General features: G+C 62.5%; 17 protein-coding genes. 5 read left to right on the forward strand and 12 right to left on the reverse strand.

What is annotated here, in order from left to right; translation table 11 throughout:
• Positions 1-10: 10 nt before the first annotated feature.
• From M2336_RS08225 to M2336_RS08245, 5 genes are all read right to left on the reverse strand, one after another.
• The gene (locus tag M2336_RS08225; RefSeq protein WP_264574623.1) at positions 11-1,513 is read right to left on the reverse strand and encodes an MATE family efflux transporter; all 1,503 of its coding nucleotides are present in this window, start codon (positions 1,511-1,513) and stop codon (positions 11-13) included.
• An 18-nt stretch (positions 1,514-1,531) separates the two neighbouring features.
• Positions 1,532-4,348, reverse strand: coding sequence for a valine--tRNA ligase (locus tag M2336_RS08230; protein WP_264574624.1), 2,817 nt, complete (start codon positions 4,346-4,348; stop codon positions 1,532-1,534).
• Between the two features lie 305 nt (positions 4,349-4,653).
• A complete protein-coding gene (locus M2336_RS08235; protein WP_264574625.1) occupies positions 4,654-5,235 on the reverse strand; it encodes a DUF2497 domain-containing protein in 582 nt (193 codons plus the stop codon).
• A gap of 23 nt (positions 5,236-5,258) precedes the next feature.
• Positions 5,259-6,707, reverse strand: coding sequence for a TolC family outer membrane protein (locus M2336_RS08240; protein WP_264574626.1), 1,449 nt, complete (start codon positions 6,705-6,707; stop codon positions 5,259-5,261).
• A 20-nt stretch (positions 6,708-6,727) separates the two neighbouring features.
• Positions 6,728-7,381: a protein-L-isoaspartate O-methyltransferase family protein gene (locus M2336_RS08245; protein ID WP_264574627.1), complete on the reverse strand. Its 654-nt coding sequence runs from the start codon at positions 7,379-7,381 to the stop codon at positions 6,728-6,730.
• Positions 7,382-7,865: 484 nt separating this feature from the next.
• Here M2336_RS08245 and M2336_RS08250 point away from each other — a divergent pair, with 484 nt between their 5' ends.
• Genes M2336_RS08250 through M2336_RS08270 form a run of 5 tightly spaced genes read left to right on the forward strand, consistent with a single transcriptional unit; the run spans position 7,866 to position 9,778 of the window.
• Positions 7,866-8,639, forward strand: coding sequence for an FkbM family methyltransferase (locus M2336_RS08250; RefSeq protein WP_264592796.1), 774 nt, complete (start codon positions 7,866-7,868; stop codon positions 8,637-8,639).
• Entirely contained in the window at positions 8,636-9,181 is a 546-nt protein-coding gene (locus tag M2336_RS08255; protein ID WP_264592797.1) for a hypothetical protein, read from the forward strand. The genes M2336_RS08250 and M2336_RS08255 overlap by 4 nt, the downstream gene beginning before the upstream one ends.
• The gene (locus M2336_RS08260; protein ID WP_264592798.1) at positions 9,178-9,405 is read left to right on the forward strand and encodes a Lar family restriction alleviation protein; all 228 of its coding nucleotides are present in this window, start codon (positions 9,178-9,180) and stop codon (positions 9,403-9,405) included. The genes M2336_RS08255 and M2336_RS08260 overlap by 4 nt, the downstream gene beginning before the upstream one ends.
• The gene (locus M2336_RS08265; protein WP_264592799.1) at positions 9,402-9,563 is read left to right on the forward strand and encodes a hypothetical protein; all 162 of its coding nucleotides are present in this window, start codon (positions 9,402-9,404) and stop codon (positions 9,561-9,563) included. The genes M2336_RS08260 and M2336_RS08265 overlap by 4 nt, the downstream gene beginning before the upstream one ends.
• Positions 9,560-9,778 (forward strand): hypothetical protein, encoded by a 219-nt coding sequence (locus M2336_RS08270; RefSeq protein WP_264592800.1) that lies wholly within the window; start codon positions 9,560-9,562, stop codon positions 9,776-9,778. Before M2336_RS08265 ends, M2336_RS08270 begins: the two co-directional genes overlap by 4 nt.
• A 149-nt stretch (positions 9,779-9,927) precedes the next feature.
• Here the strand turns inward: M2336_RS08270 and M2336_RS08275 are convergent, their stop codons facing one another.
• The 7 genes from M2336_RS08275 to M2336_RS08305 all read right to left on the reverse strand — a co-directional run bounded on the left by M2336_RS08275 (position 9,928) and on the right by M2336_RS08305 (position 16,053).
• The gene (locus tag M2336_RS08275) at positions 9,928-10,350 is read right to left on the reverse strand and encodes a hypothetical protein (protein WP_264592801.1); all 423 of its coding nucleotides are present in this window, start codon (positions 10,348-10,350) and stop codon (positions 9,928-9,930) included.
• A gap of 74 nt (positions 10,351-10,424) precedes the next feature.
• Entirely contained in the window at positions 10,425-10,727 is a 303-nt protein-coding gene (locus tag M2336_RS08280; RefSeq protein WP_264592802.1) for a Gp49 family protein, read from the reverse strand.
• Between the two features lie 179 nt (positions 10,728-10,906).
• Complete coding sequence (locus tag M2336_RS08285; protein WP_264592803.1) at positions 10,907-11,161, reverse strand: hypothetical protein; 255 nt, start codon at positions 11,159-11,161, stop codon at positions 10,907-10,909.
• Positions 11,158-11,751, reverse strand: coding sequence for a lysozyme (locus tag M2336_RS08290; protein WP_264592804.1), 594 nt, complete (start codon positions 11,749-11,751; stop codon positions 11,158-11,160). Before M2336_RS08290 ends, M2336_RS08285 begins: the two co-directional genes overlap by 4 nt.
• Positions 11,748-12,155 carry a hypothetical protein gene (locus M2336_RS08295; RefSeq protein WP_264592805.1) on the reverse strand — a complete coding sequence of 136 codons (408 nt, stop codon included), beginning with the start codon at positions 12,153-12,155 and terminating at the stop codon, positions 11,748-11,750. Before M2336_RS08295 ends, M2336_RS08290 begins: the two co-directional genes overlap by 4 nt.
• A 20-nt stretch (positions 12,156-12,175) precedes the next feature.
• Positions 12,176-12,346, reverse strand: a complete 171-nt coding sequence (locus M2336_RS08300) for a hypothetical protein (protein ID WP_264592806.1) — start codon at positions 12,344-12,346, stop codon at positions 12,176-12,178.
• Complete coding sequence (locus M2336_RS08305; protein WP_264592807.1) at positions 12,343-16,053, reverse strand: hypothetical protein; 3,711 nt, start codon at positions 16,051-16,053, stop codon at positions 12,343-12,345. Before M2336_RS08305 ends, M2336_RS08300 begins: the two co-directional genes overlap by 4 nt.
• Positions 16,054-16,315: the final 262 nt, after the last annotated feature.

The following is a 16,315-nucleotide window of genomic DNA, read 5'->3' on the forward strand; positions in this document are numbered from 1 at the left end:
ATCCTTGCCCTCACCCTGCGCTATGAACCGGCGCGCTGCCGGGCATCCCCAGGGTCGCCTCCCGCCAACGCGCCCAGCGATAATAGGCCCAGCCAAGCATCAAGGAGACGGCCGCGGAGGCGTTGAAGCTCCACCACAGCCCATCCGCGCCCAGATAGGGATAGCTGGCAAAGTAGAAGCCGATCCGCACCAGAAACAGCGAGAAGGTGAGGATGAACAGCGGCGCCAGCACCACGCCATTGGCGCGCATCGTGCCGAACATGACCGTGGTCACGCTGAACAGCAGGAAGCTCCAGTTGACGATGTTCATCATGTGGCGGCCGATCTCGATGGCGTCGCCGCCGCCTTCGAGGAACAGGGCGAGGATGGGCCGCGTGAACAGCATGACGAGCATGATGAGGCTGCCGGTCATCGCCAGATTGACGCCGACGGCAACCAGCGTGGTGCGCTCCACCCGGTCCCACTTGCCCGCACCGATATTCTGGGCGGCAATGGCGGAAACCGCGCCACCGACCGCCATGGCCGGCATCTGGATGTAGTTCCACAATTGCTGGGCGGCGGCGAAGGCGGCCACGGTGGTGGTGCCCTCGCGGTTGACGAAGCCGATGACGACCAGCGTGGAGAGCGAGAAGATCACCATCTGCAGCCCCATCGGCACGCCGCGCCCGGCGACGATGCGCAGCAGCGCCCAATCGGGCTTGAGATAACCCCACTCAGCCCCGCGCAACCGCAGCGGCAGGTCGCGCCAATAGATATAGGCGACCATTGCCGACAGGCCGGCATAATTGGCGACGGCGGTGGCGAAGGCCGAGCCGGCGATCCCCATTTCCGGCGCCGGACCAAGGCCGAGGATGAACACCGGGTTGAGCAGGATATCCAGAAAGACCGTGAGGATCATGAACCACAAGGGCGTCATGGAATCGCCGCTGCCGCGCAGGCCCATCATCAGCATCACGAACATCATCGCGCCGGGCAGGCCGAGGAAGACGAAGTGCAGATAGGCGCGGGCGAGGCGGAAGACCTCCGGCGGCGTGGAGAGCAAGGCGAGGATGCGGTCCGACCAAAGGAAGCCGCCAATGGCGATGACGAACGCCATGCCGAGGCAGAAGCCGATCGCCGAGCCGAAAGCGTGGCGTGCGGCCCGCAGGTCGCCGCGCCCGAAGGCCTGCCCGACGACCACATTGGCCGCCATGCCGAAGCCGAAAATCAGCGAGAACATCAGGAACATGATGATGTTCGCATTGGCGGTGGCGGCGAGCGCCGCTTCGCCCAGGAAATGCGCAACCCAGATCGAGTTGATCGAGCCGTTGAGCGTGTGGAGGATGTTGGAAGCGAGCGTCGGCAGGGTGAAGAGCACCAGCGTGCCGAAAATCGGCCCGCTCGTCAGATCCCGCCCGCCACGGATGTGCCGCGGACCGGGCACGAGGCCACTATCCTCGACCAGCGCCTCCGTCTCGGGGTCTGCGGCTGGGCGCCGCTCCCCCGAATCGTCCCATGATGGAGTCTCGCTCATCGCTTCGTGCCCACGTCCTTATCCAAGACGCGTCAGAGCAGCCTCCAGACGCTGGAATTCCGCGACTTTCTCGGCATGGTCGGCACGCGCCTTATCGACCGCTTCGGGCTTGGCCTTCTCGACAAATGCCGGGTTGGCGAGGCGCCCCTCGAGCGACTTGGCCTCCTTCTGCGCGGCATGAAGGGACTTTGTCAACCGAGCGCGTTCGGCCTCGATGTCGATGACGCCTTCGAGCGGGAGGACGACGGTCGCTTCGTCCACGACCACCTGTGCCGCGCCGCCGGTCGCCTCACCGTCGAACTGCCAGGTCTCGATGCGCGCGAGGCGGGAGAGGGCAGGGGTGAGCCGTTCGACCCGGCCCCGCGTCTGCGGATTGGCCTCGTTCACGATGGCCGTGAGCTTGGCGCCCGGCGGCACGCCCAGTTCGGCGCGGGCGGTGCGAATTTCGCTCACCATGCGGATCAGCCAGTCGATCTCCGCGCTGGCCTGCGCATCCACCTGCGCGGCAGGCGCCGGCCATTGCGCCACGATCAGATCATAGGGCCGCGTGCCCTGCGCGTGCCACAGCTCCTCGGTGATGAACGGCATGAACGGGTGGAGCATGACGAGGATCTGGTCGATCACCCAGCCGGCGACGGCCTTGGTTTCCGCGTCGATATTGCCTTTGATCAGCTCCAGATACCAATCGCAGAACTGATCCCACACGAAATGGTAGATGGCATTGGCGGCGGCATCGAAACGCAGGTCGGCCAGCGCCTTGTCCAGCTCGGCGACGGTGCTGACGACTTCGCCGATGATCCACTTGTTCACTGCCAGCGTGGCGGCGGGCGCGGCAACGCTCTCGCTCGCACCGATGCCGTTCGACTGGGCGAAGCGCACCGCGTTCCACAGCTTGGTGGCGAAGTTGCGATAGCCCTCGACGCGCTTCTCATCCATCTTCACGTCGCGGCCCTGGCTCTCCATGGCCGCCATGAAGAAGCGCAGCGCGTCGGCGCCATATTGGTCGATGAGCCCGAGCGGATCGACCACATTGCCCTTGGACTTGGACATTTTCTGCCCATCCGCCGCGCGCACCAGACCATGGAGGTACAGCCGCTTCCACGGCACCTCCTTCATGAAATGAATGCCCTGCATCGCCATCCGCGCATCCCAGAAGAACAGGATGTCGAAGCCGGAGATGAGGAGGTCGTTGGGGTAGTGGCGCTCTACCAGTGACCGCGCGTCGCTCGCACCAAACCCACCGTTCGTGTCGAGCGAAGTCGAGACACCGCCAGCGCTGTCCTTCGGGTTCTCGACTTCGCTCGAACCGAACGGAGAGGGGGATGCGTCGTCCGGCCAACCCAGCGTCGCGAACGGCCACAGTGCGGAGGAGAACCACGTGTCGAGCACATCTTCATCGCGGGTAAGCTTGCGATTGCCCGCCTTGGTCTGCGCCTCTTCCTCGGTCTCGGCGACGAAGACATTGCCATCCTGGTCAAACCAAGCCGGAATCCGGTGCCCCCACCACAACTGCCGGCTCACACACCAGGGCTGGATGTTCTCCATCCAGTTAAAGTACGTCTTCTCCCAGCTCTTCGGGACGATCTCGATGGCGCCCGAGCGCACCGCCTCGATGGCGGGCTTGGCCAGCGTCGCGGCGTCGACATACCATTGGTCGGTGAGCCAAGGCTCGATGACCACGCCGGAGCGGTCGCCATAGGGCGTCTGGATCGTGCGCGGTTCGGCGTCGTGTTCGGTCTCGTTGCCCTCTTTGTCGCGGGTGACATGGGGGATGAGGAGGTCCAGCGCCTTCAGCTGCTCCACCACCAGCTTGCGCGCCTCGAAGCGCTCCAGCCCGATGAAGTCGGCGGGGACGAGGCCATCGGCCGTCTGGACGACATTCGCGTGTGCATCGAGCATGTTGAGCATCTGCGCGGCCGCAATCCCGGCGCGCTTGCCAACCTCGAAGTCGTTGAAATCATGGCCCGGCGTGATCTTCACCGCGCCCGAGCCCAGCTCAGGGTCGGCATGCTCGTCAGCCACGATGGGGATGCGGCGTCCGGTGATCGGCAGGATGACATGCTTGCCGATGACTGACTGGTAGCGCGCGTCCTGCGGGTTCACGGCCACGGCCATATCCGCCAGCATCGTCTCGGGGCGGGTGGTCGCCACCTCGATAAAGTCCTGGCCCTCAACGCCCGGCCCATCGAGGCGCACGCCATCGGCCAGCGGATATTTGAAGTGCCAGAATCCGCCCTTGACCTCGCGCGTCTCCACCTCAAGGTCGCTGATCGCGGTCTTGAGGCCCGGGTCCCAGTTCACCAGCCTTTTGTCGCGATAGAGCAGGCCCTGATTGTAGAGATCGACGAACACCTTTACCACGGCGCGAGTGAAATGCGGGTCCATGGTGAACTGCTCGCGGGACCAGTCCATCGAGCAGCCCAGCCGCCGGAGCTGGCCGGTGATCGTCCCGCCGCTCTCATGCTTCCAGTCCCACACCTTCTCGATGAAGCCCTCGCGGGTATAATCGGTCCGCTTCTCGCCCTTCGCGTTCATCTGCCGCTCGACGACCATCTGCGTGGCGATGCCGGCATGGTCCGTGCCGACCACCCACAGCGCATCCTTGCCGCGCAGCCGCTCGTAGCGGATCACGATGTCCTGCAGCGTGTTGTCGAGCGCATGGCCGATGTGCAGGCTGCCGGTGACGTTTGGCGGCGGATTGACGATGGTGAAGGGCTGCGCATCCGGGCGGGCCGGGCGAAACTGGCCGGTCTGCTCCCAATGCGGATACCATTTCGCCTCGATCGCGGCGGGATCGAAGGTCTTTGCAAGCTCGGTGATGGGCGTGTTCGTCATGGCTGGGGCCTTAATCAGTCTTGCCGCGCCGCGCCAGTGGGTGCGGCAGCGGGCGAGCAGGGGAGAGCTATGGAAGGGTGCAGCGCGACCTTTCCTTCATGGTTCTCCCGCGAAAGCGGGAGTCCAGGGCGGGGAAGGGCGGCGCCATGCGCCCTGGACTCCTGCCTGCGCAGGAGCACTGCTTGTTCCATCGGAAAGGGAATGCAGTCGTCCCGTGACGCTCAGACGCTTATCTGATGTCGTGCGCCGGAACTGTCGCTCTCAAATCTGCCGAACCGCTGCGATGGAGGGCCGCGGCCCGGCCATCATACTCGGCCGGTGATCCGGTCGATCTCGCGCTTCACCATGGTTTCGACCATGCCGGGCAGGTTCTCGTCCAGCCATTCCTTGAGCATGGGGCGCAGCATCTCGCGCACCAGGCCTTCAACCGTGTTGGGCTGGCTATCTTCCGGGCTGATCAGCAGGCGGGACAGATTGACCAGCGAATCGCGGGCGGCGCGGGCCTTCTCGTCCGACACGAGCGTGGAGGCCGTCGTGGAAACAGCGGGCGCGCCATCGGCGGACGCTGCAGCGGCGCGCGGCTTGGCGGTGGCTTTGCTTTTAGACTCGGCGCTCTTCGGTTCGCCTTTCTGCTCCACAGCGGCCGGGGCGGGCTTGGCGGGGGCGCTCATCATCGGCTCCTCATGCGAGTCGTCGCTCTCGGCCCCGTCGGCATTGTCACCGGGCAGCGCGTCCGTCAGCTCCAGAATCTGGTCATCCAGGCTGGCGCTCACGTTCGCCATGGCGGCCCGGCGCGGCACGCGCGGTGTCGCGGAAAGGCCGTCCTCCTCGGCGATGATCCGTTTGATGGAAGAGAGAATTTCCTCCATCGACGGCTCGTTCTGCATCGCCCCCATCATGGTTCCTGCGCTCAGTTGGTGTCTGAAGCGTTTACTGTCGCGTTTTGGGCGGCAGAGTCAACCGTGCGGGACGAAATGGGCGCCGGCTTGGCGTCATCGTCCCAGTCGAACCACTTGCCCTTCACGCGATGGAAGTTGTCGGCGGGGTTGATCACCTGCTCGGGCGCGATGCCGAAGTCCGTCGGGTTGATCCGGCCCATCGCGGCCAGCAGCGAGAACGCCGCGACATAGGCATTGCGCTCTGCCGTCACGAGCTGGACGCTGGCGATGAAGCTTTCCTGCTCAGCGTTCAGGATATCGAGGATGGTGCGGGTGCCCACGCTGTTTTCGGCGCGCACGCCGCGCAGCGAGAGGCCGCTCGCATCCACCGCCACGCGATTGGAGGCGATCACTTCGTTGCTCGCCTGCCAACTCGAATAGAGCGAGCGGGTCTGCGCGATCACGCTGCGCTCGACGGCGGTCTCGGTTTCCATCGCCTGCTGCTGATAGGCTTGGCTCTGGCGGACCTGCGCGCCGGGCCGGCCGCCCTGATAGAGCGGCATGGAAAGGCGCGCGCCGACGATCACCTGGCCGCTGTCCTGCGCCTCGTTGGCGCCGCCGCGGGAGGCGAGATCGGTATAATGCTGGCCGCTGGCGAAGGCGGAGACCGTCGGCAGCCGCTGGCCCTTGGCGACGCGCACGTCATAGGCCGCGGCTTCGCGGATGTTGCGGGCCGCCAGCAGATCGGGATTCTGGGCCATGGCGACATCGACGGCTTCGTCGGGCGTCGCGGGCAGGCCGGGCAATTGCGGCGGGGTCTGCAGGTCGACCGGCTCGTGGCCGACCAGCTGGATATAGCGCTCGCGCGCCTCGATCAGCGAGGCTTCGGCCGTCTGCATGTCCGCGCGGGCCAGCGAAAGGCGCGACTCGGACTGGGCGACGTCCGTGCGGGTGAGATCGCCCACCTGGAAGCGATTGTTGGTCGCCCGCAGATTGACCTCGAGCACCTGCACATTGTTGCGGCTGAGGCCGACGACGGACTCCGCGCGGATCACGTCCATATAGGCCGCCACCACCTGCGAGAAGATGGAGAGCTCCGTGGCGCGCAGATCATATTGCCCGGCCTCGATCCGCTCGCGGGCGCCGGCCAGCGCATTGCGCACCCGGCCGCCGGAATAGACCGGCACGCTCACGCTCAGCAGCGTGGTGAGCGAGCGGGAGGGCGCCAGCGGATTGAGCGGGCGCTCATGAGCGAACTCGTTATAGGTGGAGGAGACGCCCACATCCGGCAAGCCATTGGCCTTCTGGATGTTGAAATTCTCGTCCGTCGCCCGCTGGCCGGCCCGCGCCGCGGTCAGCGTCGGATTGTCCCGATAGGCCGCGGCCAGCGCTTCCTGCAGCGTCTCGGCCTGGGCGGGGAGGGTGCTGGTGCTCAGCAGAGCGGCGAGCATCGCGAGGGGCTTGGTCCGGCGGATGAGCATAAGCGGTCGAGGCTTCCGGGTCAGAATGTGAAGGTCTTGGGCCGGGCGAAACCGGGCAGGGGCACGGCCTCCCAATCCACGAAGGCACGGGCGCCAAAGCCGCCGGTGGTGCGCGTGCCGATGCACAGGCGCGTCACGCCGCGCTCCAGCCGGGCGAACACCGCGCGGCCACCGATGCGCACTTGCGCGACGAGCGCCTCGTCCAGCTCCTCGATGGCGCCATCGACGAACAGCAGATCATAAGGCGCGCCCTGTGCGAAGCCGGCGGCCAGAGGTCCCTGCTGCAACGTAACGCCGGCATGACCGGCCAGCGCGGCCTTGGCGTGGGCGAACAGCGCGTCATCGTCCTCGATCGCGACCACAGTGCAGCCAAGCCGCGCGAGCAGCGCCGCCGCATAGCCGGTCGCCGCGCCGACCAGCAGCACCTTCTCGCCCGCGCGCGGGGCGGCTTCGACCAGCAGGCGCGCGGTGGCGAGCGGCGGGTTGAGCGCCCGGCCATTGGCCAGCGGCACGGCCCGATCGATATAGGCCGCGCTGCGCCGCTCCTGCGGCAAGTAAAGTTCGCGCGGTTCGGCGAGGATCGCTTCGAGGATCACAGGATCGTTGACGTCGCTGGTGCGCAACTGGCTTTCCACCATCGCACGGCGCATCGCCTTGAAAGTCTGCTCGGTCATAAGCTCCCTGATGACATGGCTGTATTGTATGAGCAATACAGTAATTGGCTTTGCCAGCCTCTCTAGCTTTTTTGCACCGCACAGTGAAAAGTTTTTTAATGCCCCTACGCAGTCTGCGCACCTGTCCCGTCCGTCACGGCGCAAAGCAAGTTGCGTTGCCGAATGAATTGAGCTAGCCGCGCTCCCTCGACCACCCCCGAGGCCCGATGGCGGAGTGGTGACGCAGCGGACTGCAAATCCACATATTGCTCCGCGTTTTCAAGCACATTCCGAGAAATTCCGCGTCTGTTCACGCCATGGTTTTTCATGGGGTTTGGCGCGTTGTGCGGAAAATTCCATCCGCCTCACCGAGAGGAACCCATCATGAAGGTGAACGCGCTTGTGCCGTATTGGGGCCTAACCCTAGAACCGGCGAACAACTTTCGTGGGGGAAATCATGAATACTAGATCATCGCTTGTAGCTTCACCTCTTGGCTTCGCCGCAATGGCTGCGCGGGAGGCAATTGATGGGCAAGTCATCATGCTGCGTCGTCCTGAAATGGCGGCGGTTCATGTGTCGTGCGTTTTAATGAAGCGACTGCGCGACCGTCTTTGCCCGCCCGGTGGTGTGTTCGTGGATATCGGGGCGCACATCGGATCGGTTATTGCGGCGGTCCAGCGATATAGCGCACCGTCGCAGATCATAGCATTTGAGGCGATCCCGGAAAAGGTCGAAAGGCTGCGGGCGAAGTTTCCCGGCGTCGAGATCCACCAGTGCGCGCTTGGTGAGCGGGCGGGCGAGGTCGAGTTTACAATTGATCTGGTCGAGACCGGCAATTCCTCGCTGAACACGGCCGTACAGGGCAGGAGCGCGGCGCACAAGGTCATCAGCGTGGAGATGCAGACCCTTGATCATTTGATGGGCGGTCATCGCGTTGACCTGATGAAGATCGATGTTGAGGGCGCCGAGCTGGGCGTACTACGGGGTGGCGAGACAACGATTGCAGACCAGCGGCCTCTGATCGTGTTCGAAAGCGGCGCCGAGGAAATGGAAGGCTATCCCCGCCGCGACCTATTCGATTGGTTTCAGGCGCGCGACTACGATCTGGTCACGCCATCCCGCTTGGCACACACTGCCCCTCCGGCGACATGGGAGGTCTTTGCCGACGCCCATCAATATCCGTTCATCACCTGGGATTGGTTTGCTGTTCCACGGGAGAAGCGTAGCGAAGTGCGCAGGTGTGCGGCGCGGATCATGAGTAATGGAGCGAGACAATGACCGATAACACCGCTGAAGATGATGACGCGCGCAGATTGATACGGGATATCCACACCCTCCTAGGGGAGGTTAACGACCAGCTATACATGCGCGGGATAGGCATGGCGTGCATGCAGTCTGCCGATCCTGAGGCAGAGGGAGGCGATCCTGCGTATTTAGAGCTGCTGCAGGTAATGAAGAAAGTTGAGGCGCTGCGCACCTTACTGGGGAATTCTATCGCCACCGAACCCGCCAAGCTCGATCCTCCCGCACAGCAAGAGAGCGCCGGGGAAGTGACGCAGGCGGATCGGGATGCGGCGGCTGACTTTCTCGTTGTCGATACGGGGTGCGCTGAAAGCGATGTCCGTAAGATAAGGCAGGGGATGCGTGACGATGACGAGATTGTTGAGGCGTTCTCTCAACACCGCATCCAGTCCACCGCCGCACTTGAGGCGAAGCTGGCCAAGGCGCGGGAGGGGCTTAACCGACTCCGCGGAGGGAGGTCATCAGTAACGGAGTGCCACACCATCGCAGCCGCCACCCTCAAGGAGATCGAGCCATGAGCACCCCCAAGGATGAACTGGTGCCGGTTGAGCAGCTACTGCCGTGCCCGTTCTGCGGATACGCTGGCTTTCTGGTGGAAGGATATCAAGACCACGAGCTTGTAGAATGCGGTCGGTGTTCTGCAGTCGGCCCGCACGATGAGACGACCAGCACTGCTGAGAATGTCGCCGCATGGAATACCCGTGCCTCCCTCAACCCCACAGAGCAAGGAGGGGAAGGGTGAGAGACAAGAAGAAGCCCTACATTCGCCAGCGCCCGGACGGAGCAGAGTTACGCTTTATGGCGGCCGCAGAGGGCTATGTCATGGCGCGACGTAAAGGTGCGATGCCAACCATCATCCCGGTCAACGAATGGAATAGTTGGACCGAGCTCAAGCCATGACCACCCCTGCTGAGATCGCGAGGAAGCTGAGTGAGGCGCAGAAGCGGGCGCTTGTCGAGTGCACGCCATGGGACGTAGAAGTAGGCGCGGGCATCGCGGCTGCATTCGTCGTGAATGGTCTTCTTGAGGACAGCACGATCATCGACGATGGCGTCCAGCTTTCTCGGCTCGGTCTAGCTGTCCGCGCAATCCTAGAGGAGCAGAAAGATGCCTGACTTCCTCTCCGGCTTTCGCTCTGGCATTACCCTTGTTGCGCTGGTGTGGGGATGGATAGCGGTTTGACGACAGCAAAACCGCATTCCACGATCATCAACGCAGATTGATGTCAGTCTGCTTTCATCGGGCTTTAAAAGAAACGGCCCGTTTATTTAATCCCGCCGTCCGGCTTAAAGCTTTCTTGCATCTCCAGCGCCCACGTATGGGCCGCCTCTAGGCGCGCTTGGTTCGCCGCGCAGATCAGCACATCATCCCGCTTGATCACTACTCGGCCAGAAAGCTCGGCTTCTGCACGGGGTCGGTCAGGGCTGACGGGAACTCCGGTGGCGGACACTTCGGCGCTGTCGGGATAACACGTAGCGGCTGCGGTTGGCAGGCGGATAACGCGATCACGATAGACGATAGTGGTATCAGCGACCTTTTTGTCAGCGGCATCGTTCAGTCTCCGGTTCTGTGCCTGGAATATGGCTATTTGGGCGTCAAACGCTCGCTGAGCGTCTTTTTGAGCTTGGGTGTACCTTTGCACCGTTTCGGCGTGCGCGGCCTTGTGGGCGGCTCTGAGGCTGTCCACGCGGGCGCCCCATGCGAGGGAGAGGGCCAGCGCGACGGCTAGCCCTCCCGTTGCGTATTGCCAGTGACCGACGATCACGCGGCAAGCTTCTCGCGGAGAAGATAACCCTCAAGCGCCCAAATCTTGTTGCGGGCGTTCTCGCGAGCGATCTTGCGGCCAATTTCCTTATCGAAATTCTCAGGCGACGCCGCGGCACTTTCCCCGGTCACGATATAGCCATTGCGCAGGGTGAGCGCGCAAACGGTCAGTGTCGTGTTCGGAAACACGTGGTACTGCTCAGACGCGATAGTGGCATCAACCATTTCGGGGTTGAGCCGAGGCGCGTTGAGGCCCTTGCGCTGAATTTCAGCTTCGATCTGTGCTTCATCCTTACTCATCGGTCTTTCCTTCAGTCTAATGCCACTGAACCCCGTGGCCGGGATCTCGTTAGTTTCCGTGTGCGAAGGCTATTGCAGGGGCGAGGGGGATCATGGTAGATTCCTTGCATAGAACCCGTCCAGGCCCTCGATGTGAAAGGTTTGATCGACCGAGTAGTGAAGCACACTGCGCCGGGTCTTCATCCTTCCTTCTCCTCAACCTTGGCCTTTGCGACCTGACGGTCCTTCAGGGCGATGGCGCCGGCTGTTGCCCCCACGCACGCGGCAAGCCCGATTGGGTACTGGATGCAGAAGCCTTCCAGCGTGGTCTGCACCTTGCCAGCCCATACGAAGGCCGGGGCGCTGATGACGTACATGACGGTCCCGAACGCCCCGAGGATGCGCTGGATCTCGAAATCGCCACCGATTCCGCGAAGGGCGTTGAGGATGCTCATGCCCCGTATAGCGCAGCTTCCGCCGCACGCCTCCGCGTCAAGCCCGCCATCACCTTGCCTGCCGCCTTATTCCACCTCGCGAACTCAGCCTTGGCGCCCACCTTGTCGCCTGCTTTGTGCTTTTTGAGCAAGGTCGAGCTTGAGAAATTGGCCAGCCCTACATTGTAGGCGAGGGAAACCATCGCATCGAACTCGGATTGCGTCGTGGCGGATCCTGCGAGCGCGCGGGTCACGCCATTGGCGAACTCGGATACATGCGCCTCGAACCGTTTCTGCGCCTGATCTCGCGTCCAGACGGTGCCTGCGCGGACGTCAGGGCCAGTCGTGCCCCAGCCAATCGTCCATGGCGCGCCGCCCGTAGCGGGATCTGGGTACGCCTGCACGCGCCCGTCAGGAAGCGCCTTAGCGAACCCCTCAAAATCCTGAATGAGCTTAATGCCCGCAGGACTAACCCTCATTTCGCCAGACGCGCGCGGCACCCCGTATGCATCAAGCAGATTGTCCATCGCCTGAATATTATGCGGGTCGCCCCAAACGCCCGGCACTGCCGCGCGCACAGCATCAAAGATTGGCTTACGAGGGTCGGTCATTCCCCGCGCTCCTTTCGTGCCAGTGTGTCAGCGGCGCGGGACTGTTGGGCCATCTGGCGGGCCAATCCGGCGGCCTGCAGCATCCCTTCAAGCTCGATGATCTTGCGATCAGAAATCCCGTGGCGCCGCTCGCACTCGGCGAGCTCCTCGCGCATTTCCTTGTTCTCGGACTTGAGGATTTTCACGTCCTCGCGCAGTTCCTCGATCAGCTCATTACGGATCGTATCGGTGCGCTGCTGATTGATATCCGTGCGGCCGGCGATGAAGTTCAGCATCCACCGGAAGAACAACAGCGTTCCCATGAACACGCCCGCGCCACCGCCGATCCCAACGCCGGTTGCGCCACCGACCTTGAGCCATTCCCAAAGTTCTCCGTCCATCGTGATCGCGCGCCCCTGCGTCATGGTAAATTGCCTCTCGCCCGTCAGCGATCTGGATCGGCGAGGTCGAGCGCCGCGCGTTGTTTCTCCAAATCCTGCAGTTCCTGCTGCGCGTATTCGAGCATCCCCGGCTCGGCGGCATCTGGATAGGAGGCCGCGCTGCCAAGGCACTGCTGAATCATGCGAATGCGCTGTTCGATCTCTTCCCGGTTCATGTGACTGCACTCGTGTTCTTGGTGGTCGTATCAACCCCGAAGGTGGCGAACATCTCGCGGCCCTGCACGTCCCACATCTTGACCCGGAAATTCGGCACCTTGCCGACATGGCCGGAGTTGAATGTGAAGGGCACGCTGCTGCCGGCGGTGAGTGTCCCGAGGTTGGTGACCTTGGAGTTTTCAACGCCGTCCAGCACCAGCCAAAGCTCAGCAGTGACCGCGTGCTTGAGGGCGGGAACCGAGACAGTGACGGTGCCGCCACTCGTGAACGAGCCGCTGTAGGGAACGCCAGCACCGAACTTGATGGCTTGGAAGACATTGCCCGACGCCAGCGCAGTGGCCAGCGTCACCGTCGTGCCATTGGTGGCGGTATAGGCACTGCTTGGCAGGACGCTCCACGAGCCGCCCAGCTGTACCTGTACGATGATCTGGCCCGGGTAATAGCCGCCAGATACCGTGAACACGCTCTGGCCTGCGGTGGCAGTTGTCGTGCTGGTGCCGAAGCCGACCGGTGCCGGATAGGCAACCGGCTTGTTGTCGATGAAGTCGCTATAGCCCTTCCACTTGGGATTATGCGTGCCGTAGTCCTGTTCCATACCCCAGGCGCCGTATTGAGACACACCCCCAACTGCACCGAAGAACGCCACATCATCGACCGTGCCGACGGAGCAACGATCGCGGCCTTCGCTGAAATGCAGATTGATGAGATATTCCATCCGCACATCGGTAAGCTGGCGCGCGGTATAAACCGCCTGCATGGTCGGGTTGCTCCACCCCGGATTATCAAGCACGTCATGTTGCTGGATCTCGTAGATCGCGGAACGCTTGCCGGTCAGCTCAATAGTCGTTTTGATGGACGCATAAGAATCCCAGCGCGACGGCACGTCAGCAACCGCATAGCGGAAGTAGGCGTCATTGTAGCTGCTGTCAGGGAAGTAGGATGCGGTCGCCGAACCCGCATTGACGTAGGGCGCCGTCGAGTAGACATCCACGACAGCATCAAGGCCCGCAATGGTTCGGAGGCCACTGACCATGCCGGAAGCGCCCTGCTGCACATCGATGACGGTACGGCAGTCATTGCCCCATGCAGCCTTGAACTGCGTGAAGATATCTTTGAAGCGGTGGCCAAGCGCGGCATAGCAATAGCCGGTCGGTTCCCAGAAGCCCGGCAACGCATCGAGGCCGTTCCAAACCGCCCATTCGGCCATGCGCCAGTGGGAATTAAAGAGATAGTTCCAAGGCTCGTTATGTGCGTGGAGAAGGACTGGCCAACAATCTGGGTTGGTCAGTTCGGCTTCGACCATAGCGATAAAGCCAGCGACCCATTCCGATCCGGCGAACCAGGGGATATTGATCCACGGACGAGTGCCAGCATCATTGCAGACCTTGAGTGTTTCCTGGACCTGCTTGTAGGCAAAGGCCATGCTGCCGTCAGAACCGCCGCTGAGATTGGTCCAGTCGAAGATCGGCATAGAGGCGGACGAATTCGCCACGTCTGACTCGTTAAGCGCGATGATCTGATTGGTGGTGCCCGTCAGCACGCCAGTGGCAGGATTAAGCAGGGCTGCGATCTCGCCGGTTGTGTTACCGCCGAGCTTCTGCGTGATCAGAACGTCATAATTGTTCGTTCCGCCAACCGTGATAGTCGCAGATCCTCCGGTTCCGACGACCGACTTCACCCTGACATTGTTGCCGGCAGTACCGCGCGACAGATAGGGCAGTCGCTGCGCGACCAGCATAACGTTCGACAAGCCATTGTTGTCGGCGACGCGGGGATCTTGCGCCGTGAACGTGATCTTGCTGGAGCCAGAACCGACCGTCAGTGTCGCCGTAGTCACGCCGGTGGCGAGGGAAGTCTGCCATTCGTGCAGCAACCCATCCAGCGACGTGCAATAATTATAGCTGTTCGTTCGGCTGATATCGAGCATCCGCCACACGCCGTTATATTTTTGGCCGGATAGGTATGTCGCGACGGCAGGCAAGAAGTCAGCCGCGACGATGGCTCCGGCGCCCTGCATACTGGTTGATCCAGTTGCCGGGCCGATATCAGCCAGCTGGAAGTTCTTGGCGATAGAGGATGAGTTGAAATTGCTTCGGCGCAGGACAAGATTCCGTCCGCCGGTCTGGCCCTTCATCTCCAGTTCGATGCGGTTTTCGCTCGATGAATAGACCACCACCGGCGTATCGGACGGGCCGGCAAACGCAGAGATATAGACGGCCGCCGTCGAGCCGCTTCCAGTCAGTGGACCGCCACCCTCCCATGTGAGGGCATAGCGCCGCACGACATCCACCTCCCCGGCAGGCTGAATCGGGAGGAGATACTGCCATGAGCCCGTATCACCGGGCGGATACATCGTCGGAACGCCATCAACGCCGATATAGGGCACCTTGACATAATCATAGTCACCTTCGGGCGTGCCGCGCCACCCGCCCGAAAGAGCATCGGAACGGAACATCCTGACGGGGAACAGGTTGACGCCATAATGATTGAGGCCGTCATAGGGCGACGCCAGAACGGTAAGCGTGACGCTCGCAGCCGTTGATTTCGTCGTCGCGTCGCGCAACACCACCCGCACGGCGGTGTCCACCGGAAGATATGGGATGGGCTGCGAGTCAATCGGTGAGAACGACGTGCCAGACCCAGGCGCGCCAGCGCGTGCCGTCCAATTGGAAAGAATATTGCCCGCACTATTGAGCAAGATGACTTCGGCGGCATTGAGCGCATTCGCCGCTGCCCTGCCGACAAGGCGCACGACGCGATAGGGATTGCCGCTGCCATCGAGCAGCTCAGTGACGGTTGCCGTATCGATATTGATCGCGTTGTCGAGTGGAAGTAGCGTCAGATCGTCGCAGGTGAACGACCCCCACTGCGCCCCCTTGATGCCGGCATATGGGCCAGCGGTGAAGCCTGCAGGCAAGTCATACCAAACATCGGTCTGGACAGAGTTTCCACCAAAAGATGGTGCTATGGCATAAGGCAGGCCATCAACGCGGAATTGCCATTTGCCATTATTGATGGCGAGGGTGACGAGCTTGCCTGTGTTAAGCGATCCAGGGACTTGAATGCCGTTGTTGGTTCGGTTGGCCTCTGTGCCGCCGATGTTGGAATACACCAACCACCGGCCCGCGCCGCTGTCGTTGACGATTGTGAACATGAAGTTGCTGGCATCGGAACAAGCCGCGATATGGGGAGGCGGGCTCCCATCGATCTTGAAGGTGACTTCGTGATTTGCCCCGACATTGCGCACAGCCATCGCTTGCGGGAAGCTGTTGGCCAGCGTCGCCACATTGCCCCTGTTGCTTTGGCAGGTGTACTTGTCCTGCTCGGTCGTGTTGCCGCCGAGCATGGTCATGGGCTGGCCGGGATAAGCCGAGAGCTTCGTGCCGTTCGCCTGATTGAAGTCGTAAACAGTCGCCGAGGCCGTCACGGTCGGCACGATGGCGTTGGAGGTCTGCCCGCCAACCACCTGCGTGATCGCGCGGCCTGCATCGTTCGCCTGGACATAGGTATAGGTAGCGCCGGTTTGCCCGCTGATCGCCACCCCATCACGATACCACTGGCCAGCATCGCTATTGTCGTTGCTGAATGTCGTGCCGTTGAAGGAAATGACCGGCGCTGCAGCCGCAGCAATGACTGGTCCGACCGCAGAACTCGTCGCGCTTGCCGAACCGCCTACGCCCGTCGCGGTCACCTGATAGGTGATCATGGCGTCCAAATCGGAGGTGGTCTGGAGATAGGTTGAAAGCGTCGCGCCGGAGATGTCTACGCCATCACGCTTCCACTGCCGAGCCGAGACGGTCCCGTTGCTGATCGTGCCGTCAGAGCCGGTGAGCGTCTGCCCCACCTGCGCGGTGCCGCTGATCGATGGATTGACCGACCATGACGGGGCAGGCGTGGGGGTAGGCGTTCCGCCGCCGCCACGGATTAACCGGCACAGGCTCAACCCAAGGGAAAGGCGCATTATCGTG

Source organism: Sphingobium sp. B1D7B, assembly GCF_025961965.1.
In the GTDB taxonomy this organism is placed as follows: Bacteria; Pseudomonadota; Alphaproteobacteria; order Sphingomonadales; family Sphingomonadaceae; genus Sphingobium.